The sequence below is a fragment of the Flavobacterium sp. genome (assembly GCF_049318185.1).
Classification (GTDB): domain Bacteria; phylum Bacteroidota; class Bacteroidia; order Flavobacteriales; family Flavobacteriaceae; genus Flavobacterium.
Genome location: NZ_JBMOGV010000122.1, coordinates 1 through 5,990 on the forward strand (window position 1 = coordinate 1; position 5,990 = coordinate 5,990).

Sequence of the window (5,990 nt, forward strand, 5' to 3'; positions counted from 1 at the left end):
GTATCTCCCACACAATTTAAATTGAATGAATCATCAAAACGACCTACTTGATTGGGTATATAATTTTGTAACGTTTTATTCATCGCCACAATAACATTTATGGCTTTTATTCTAACCTCGTTTATGTCTCTGTTTTCATTGAAAGCTGGCGCCAAAAATGAAACTGTGGCAGGATTATTTGTTGTTCCAGTACCATATATAGTTCTTTGATCGTGAAGATTATAACAGTAATCTGGATTGAATGAATCAAATACTTTTCGCAATACTATACTTTCGGGCTGCGATAAATTTTGAGCATCTCTATTCAAATCAATTCCATTGGCATTTTCTCTTGTGTACAATTCTGAACCATCAGGGTTGAGCATCGGCAATAAACAGAAAGTAAAGTTTTCCATTATGGCATTGCTTTCAGCAGAATTTGAATATAGAAAATGAATAAAATCGAATAATGCCTTGGTTGTGGTACTTTCGTTGCCATGCATTTGAGACCACATTAAGATTTTGATTTTACCTGTTCCAAATTGTAATTTATAGATAGGTCTTCCATTGACAGATTGTCCTATTATTTCATGTGGATATTTTAAAAGAACTGGCTCGATATGATATAAAGTAATATATCTTCCTGAAAGCGATTGCTCTTTGTGATTTTCGTGTAGTATTGAATAATCCATTATTGTAGTTGTAGTTGAAATTGTCTTTCTGGATATTTTCCTTTGACACCAGCAAAATGAGGTAATATAATTTTCATGTCTTCATTATAGTTTCCAGATAATGAAACAGGCTCACCAATTCTCACTTCTTTTTTCGCATAATCAAAAGCTACCGGAACAATGGGAACATTAGCTTTATAGGCTATAAAATAAAATCCTGTGCGGAGTTCGGTTACTTTTTTACGAGTTCCTTCTGGAGCTATAGCCAACCTAAAAACTTCTCTTGAGTTAAAAACATCTACAGTAGCATCTACATTATTTTTTCCGCCAGTTCTGTCTAGTGGTGCCCCACCAATACTTCTAAAATACCAACCAAAAGGAAATTTGAACAATTCTTTTTTGCCTACAAAATTCATTTCTAATCCAATAATACCGCGACAAAATAACCCTAAAAAGAAATCGAAATTACAAGTATGTGGTATAACCATCAAAACACATTTTTTGATAGTACCATCAATGGTTCCGATGAGTTTCCAACCGAGTATTCTAAAAAAAATAAATTGATAAATCCTCTTCCTCATTTAGATTATTTTCCGTAAATTTAGTATTAATCTCTTATTTTTGAGAAAAATATTTAATTGAATGATTAGAAAACTTTTGAGCTATTTTATTCCCATCACTATTCATAAGAAAAAATCTTTTGTGAATAAGTCAATAGAAGTAACGTGGAATAATGGAGAATTAGTAATTGATAGCCAAAACACTAATTATTCGTATGGCAGTTTACAACGTATTCTGAGAAAAGGTTTGAAATATATTGGTTTTGAAAGAATAAAAAACTTTGAAAATATTTTAATATTAGGTGTCGCTGGTGGCAGTGTAGTTAAAACATTAGTTGATGAGATTAAATATGAAGGAAAAATTACCGGTGTTGAAATTGATTCTGATATCATAGCCATAGCCAACCAATATTTCAAATTGAATGAAATTTCAAATCTTCAAATTATTATGGACGATGCTTTTGAATTTGTATTGAAAACCAAAGAGAAATATGATTTAATTATCATTGATATTTTTCAAGATACTAAAATGCCTAACTTTTTGTTTGAAGATTTTTTTATTGAAAGGGTAAATTCGCTACTCAATTTGAATGGTTTTATACTCTTTAATACTATGGTTATTAATGATAATCACCGAGATAGAAATTTGAACTACAAAACAAGGTTTAATAAAAATTATTCTTTGCGCATGTATCCAAAAGTAGAAACTCACAATGAATTATTTACCATCAAAAAACTAACTTAACGACTTAATCAACTTTCTTGCTTTCTCTAAATCTTCAGGTGTATCAATACCGACGCCTATGTGTGCAGTTTCCAGCATTTTAATGCGTTTGCCATATTCCAGATAGCGCAATTGTTCTAGCTTTTCTGTGGCTTCCAATGATTTCATCGGTAAACGATAAAAAGCTAGCAAGGATTCTTTTCTGAAAGCATAAATGCCTATGTGTTTCATATAACGCACACCCACATTCACTTCTCTTGGATAGGGAATAACAGAACGGGAAAAGTATAAAGCAAAACCGCTTTGGTCAGTGACTACCTTTACGATATTAGGATTTTGGATGTCTTCTTCATTAGTCATTTCCACCATCAACGAAGCTAAATCTACTTTTTTATCATAATCATTTCTAAAAACTTCTAAGACTTTTGCCAAAGGTTCCTTATTGATAAAAGGCTCATCGCCTTGCACATTCACTACGATATCTACATCCAGATTTTCAACGGCTTCGGCTATGCGGTCGCTACCGCTTTCGTGTTCCTTGATACTCATGATGGCTTTCCCACCATTGCTTATAATTTCGTCGTAAATCAAAATAGAATCGGTTACCACAAACACATCATCAAACAAATTGGTATTTTTTGCGGCTTCATAAGTGCGCAGAATAACAGTTTTTCCAACCAAATCCTGCAACAATTTAGCAGGAAAACGAGTAGAAGCATAACGAGCAGGAATAACGGCAATGATTTTCATATGTTGAGTGGCTGAGTTATTGTTTGGCTAAGATACAAAGTTGGATTTGAGTATTCAAATATAATTTACTCCTCAAAACTCTCATTTTTAAACCCAATCAAATACAACTTGTCTTTGGCGCGCGTCACAGCAGTGTATAGCCAGCGCACATAATCTACATCCATACCATTGGGTAAATAGGGTTGCTCAATAAAAACAGTATTCCATTGTCCGCCCTGTGATTTATGACAAGTGATGGCATAGGAAAATTTGACTTGCAGTGCATTGAAAAATTCGTTGTTTTTTACTTTGAGGAATTTGCGATATTGGGCTTCGCCTTCATAGTCTTTTAGTACTTCTTGATACAGTCGGTTACTTTCGTCAAACGTTAATGAAGGTGACTCGCTAGTAATGGTATTTAATAACAATATCGTTTCAAAAGGTTTTTGGTTGGGATAATCCACCATTCTAATTTTGACTTTGGCAAACTTAAACCCATACAGTTCTTTGAAGTTGAAAATCTCCAACACTTCTACGATATCACCATTGGCAATAAATCCGGCTTCATCGGTTTCTTTGAGCCAAAAATAATTATTCTTCACCACCATCAAATAATCGCCTACTGAAAGTTCGCTATCCTTATCCAAAATTTTGGTTCGGATTTGTTGGTTGTATTGATTGGCTCTTTTATTGGATCGCACGATGAAACAGGTATCTTCAATACTATAATTACTATAAGCACTTTGAATAGCATCCTGAATATCAAACCCATCAGACAAGCGAACGATGTCTTTAAAGCCTATCAGGTTAAACTGAAACGTGTCTACAAAAGTACTTTTCAAAATTTCGCGCAACTCGGTAGCATTATGCAAAATTCCCGATTTTTCTCCCTGACGCATCACTTCATCAAGCTCAATTGAATATACTTCTTTGTTAAAATGCATAGCCAAAGCATCGGTATCCAAAGCTGGACTAACATCCAACTGCACTGGTGGCAACTGAGCGGTATCGCCCAATAAAATCAACTTGCAATTATCGCCATTATACACATAGGACATCAAATCATCTAGCAACGAACCGTTTTCATACAACTTCGACTCGGTATTCACATCAGAAATCATAGACGATTCGTCCACTATGAAAATAGTATTCTTATGCTTATTGGTTTGCATGGTGAATGTCACACCACCACTTTTTCCTTTCTTCGGAAAATAGATTTTCTTATGAATGGTAAATGCAGGTTTATTGGAGTAATTCGAAATAACTTTAGCAGCACGACCAGTTGGTGCCAGCAAAACATACTTTTTATTTATAGCACCAAGATTATTAACTATGGTAGAAATAACGGTTGTTTTCCCTGTTCCGGCATAACCTTTTAAAACAAAAAGTTCTTCCTTGTTAGTATTGGTCAAAAAAACCGCTATTTGTTGCAAAAAAATATCCTGTTTTACAGTCGGTTGAAACGGAAACTGGTTGCGTAAAAGACTATAAAACTGGCTGGAAGTCATAAAAGTTAAAATCAAATTGGAATTTCAAAGATAGTAATTAAGGAGAAAGAGAAAAGAATAAAGATCATAGACTTTCGACTTTATTACTTGACACGCACCAAGAATTAATTATCATTATCAATTATCAATTGTTAATTGTTTTGTAAGTTTGCCAAGTTTATAATAAACATATCTTTTATGTGGCAAAACACTAGCGTTATCGATAAAACATATAAAAAACTGACAATTCTAGTTTCCTTGAATGGTTTGTCTTTTGCTACATACGATACGCTAAACAACAAACCTTTGTCGCTTCAAAAAATTGAAATGGGTAAGGTGGCTTTAACGAGTAAAATTGAAGACCTTTTTGCCGAAGCATTTCAAAACTTTCCAGAGCTCAAAGCGGGTTATGATGAAATTGTAATTCTTCATAGTAACAACCTTTCTACTTTTGTGCCAACAGCATTATTTGATGCTGAATATTTGGGAAGCTATTTGCAGTTCAATACCAAGGTTTTTGAAACCGATTTTTTTGCCTTTGATGAATTGCCAACTTATGAAATGAACAACGTGTATATTCCCTATGTCAATATGAACAACTATTTCATTGACCAATATGGGGCTTTTGATTACAAACATGCCAATACTGTTTTAATTCAAAAACTATTAGAAGTTTCTAAGAATAATGAAGAAAGAAAAATGTTTGTGTATGTGAGTGATACCCATTTTGAAATTGTTATAATTCAAAATCAAAAACTGCAACTCTTCAATTCTTTTGATTATAAAACTCCAGAAGATTTTATCTACTACATCTTATTCACAGCGGAACAACTGCATTTGAACCCAGAAAGTTTCCAATTAGAACTTATTGGGAAAATCACCAAAGATGATTCGCTTTATGAAATAGCATATAAATATATTCGAAATGTGTCTTTGTTTGATGTAAGTTATATGCAAAACCAATTCTCTGAAAGTGAAAATCGAGAACATTTCATAGTCATGCAATCATGAGAATTATTTCAGGCAAATATAAAGGCCGAAGAATAGCACCACCCAAAAACCTTCCTGTTCGTCCAACTACCGATATGAGTAAGGAGGCGGTATTCAACGTTTTGAATAATCATTTTAATTTTTTTGAACTTAAAGTATTGGAACTATTTGCTGGCACAGGTAGCATCAGTTACGAATTTGCTTCGCGAGGCTGTTCGCCAATATTGTGTGTAGATGGTGATATGGGTTGTATAAACTTCATCAAAAAAACAGCCAAGGAATTTGACTTTGATATTACAGCCATTAAGAGCGATGTATTCAAATTTTTGGAAAAACACCATGTCAACTACGATATCATTTTTGCCGATCCTCCTTATGGTTTGGCACAAAAAGAATTCGAGAAAATCATCGAACTCATTTTTGAAAACGAAATATTGGATGACCAAGGTATGCTTGTGGTAGAACATTCCAAATACACCAAGCTCGACCACATGGCAAATTATTCATTCCAAAAAAACTATGGCGGTTCTGTTTTTACCTTCTTTGAATTTGAAGGTATTGATGAAGAAGCAGATGATTTGGAAGAGGAAGATGAGAGGTAAAAATACTAAGTTACTCAGCAACTTAGCCTCTCAGTAACTAAAGAAAAAAAGCAGACCTATAAGCCGGATTCTGTTCTTTCTGAACTTGTTTCAGAATCTAAAACAAATTAGAAATACCTTATCATTTATCTAGACCAACAATTGCTCATTGGTTCGAGCTTCCTACCCTTCGACAACGGACGAGCAATCCTTAAATGCCGATATACTTGGAATTTCACCGCATAGAGTTTACCTGGTTTCACTACAGC

At 33.8% G+C, this 5,990-nt stretch carries 7 protein-coding genes; 3 read left to right on the forward strand and 4 right to left on the reverse strand.

Annotated features, from left to right (window positions below; translation table 11 throughout):
- Positions 1-671 (reverse strand): M14 family zinc carboxypeptidase (locus ACOYLT_RS09815; protein ID WP_422853676.1); only part of this gene is annotated, 671 nt, incomplete at its 3' end.
- A complete protein-coding gene (locus ACOYLT_RS09820; RefSeq protein WP_422853677.1) occupies positions 671-1,231 on the reverse strand; it encodes a 1-acyl-sn-glycerol-3-phosphate acyltransferase in 561 nt (186 codons plus the stop codon). The genes ACOYLT_RS09815 and ACOYLT_RS09820, both read right to left, overlap by 1 nt.
- A gap of 61 nt (positions 1,232-1,292) precedes the next feature.
- Between ACOYLT_RS09820 and ACOYLT_RS09825 the strand changes: the two genes are divergently transcribed.
- Positions 1,293-1,955, forward strand: a complete 663-nt coding sequence (locus tag ACOYLT_RS09825) for a spermidine synthase (protein WP_422853678.1) — start codon at positions 1,293-1,295, stop codon at positions 1,953-1,955.
- On the opposite strand, the gene kdsB is transcribed toward ACOYLT_RS09825, so the two are convergent.
- Both kdsB and ACOYLT_RS09835 read right to left on the reverse strand, forming a co-directional pair.
- The gene (gene kdsB / locus ACOYLT_RS09830) at positions 1,947-2,684 is read right to left on the reverse strand and encodes a 3-deoxy-manno-octulosonate cytidylyltransferase (protein WP_422853679.1); all 738 of its coding nucleotides are present in this window, start codon (positions 2,682-2,684) and stop codon (positions 1,947-1,949) included. The two genes, ACOYLT_RS09825 and kdsB, sit on opposite strands and share 9 nt — an antisense overlap.
- Positions 2,685-2,749: 65 nt before the next feature.
- Entirely contained in the window at positions 2,750-4,171 is a 1,422-nt protein-coding gene (locus ACOYLT_RS09835; RefSeq protein ID WP_422853680.1) for an ATP-dependent DNA helicase, read from the reverse strand.
- Positions 4,172-4,348: 177 nt separating this feature from the next.
- On the opposite strand from ACOYLT_RS09835, the gene ACOYLT_RS09840 reads away from it, so the two are divergent.
- Both ACOYLT_RS09840 and rsmD read left to right on the forward strand, forming a co-directional pair.
- Positions 4,349-5,161: a DUF3822 family protein gene (locus tag ACOYLT_RS09840; protein WP_422853681.1), complete on the forward strand. Its 813-nt coding sequence runs from the start codon at positions 4,349-4,351 to the stop codon at positions 5,159-5,161.
- Entirely contained in the window at positions 5,158-5,742 is a 585-nt protein-coding gene (gene rsmD, locus ACOYLT_RS09845) for a 16S rRNA (guanine(966)-N(2))-methyltransferase RsmD (RefSeq protein ID WP_422853682.1), read from the forward strand. The genes ACOYLT_RS09840 and rsmD overlap by 4 nt, the downstream gene beginning before the upstream one ends.
- Positions 5,743-5,990: the final 248 nt, after the last annotated feature.

What these genes read in the sequence shown, in the direction of transcription:
- ACOYLT_RS09835 (WP_422853680.1), bottom strand. Translation starts at nt 4,171, where the DNA reads ATGACTTCCAGCCAGTTTTATAGTCTTTTACGCAACCAGTTTCCGTTT.
- ACOYLT_RS09840 (WP_422853681.1), top strand. Translation starts at nt 4,349, where the DNA reads ATGTGGCAAAACACTAGCGTTATCGATAAAACATATAAAAAACTGACA.
- ACOYLT_RS09820 (WP_422853677.1), bottom strand. Translation starts at nt 1,231, where the DNA reads ATGAGGAAGAGGATTTATCAATTTATTTTTTTTAGAATACTCGGTTGG.
- rsmD (WP_422853682.1), top strand. Translation starts at nt 5,158, where the DNA reads ATGAGAATTATTTCAGGCAAATATAAAGGCCGAAGAATAGCACCACCC.
- ACOYLT_RS09825 (WP_422853678.1), top strand. Translation starts at nt 1,293, where the DNA reads ATGATTAGAAAACTTTTGAGCTATTTTATTCCCATCACTATTCATAAG.
- kdsB (WP_422853679.1), bottom strand. Translation starts at nt 2,684, where the DNA reads ATGAAAATCATTGCCGTTATTCCTGCTCGTTATGCTTCTACTCGTTTT.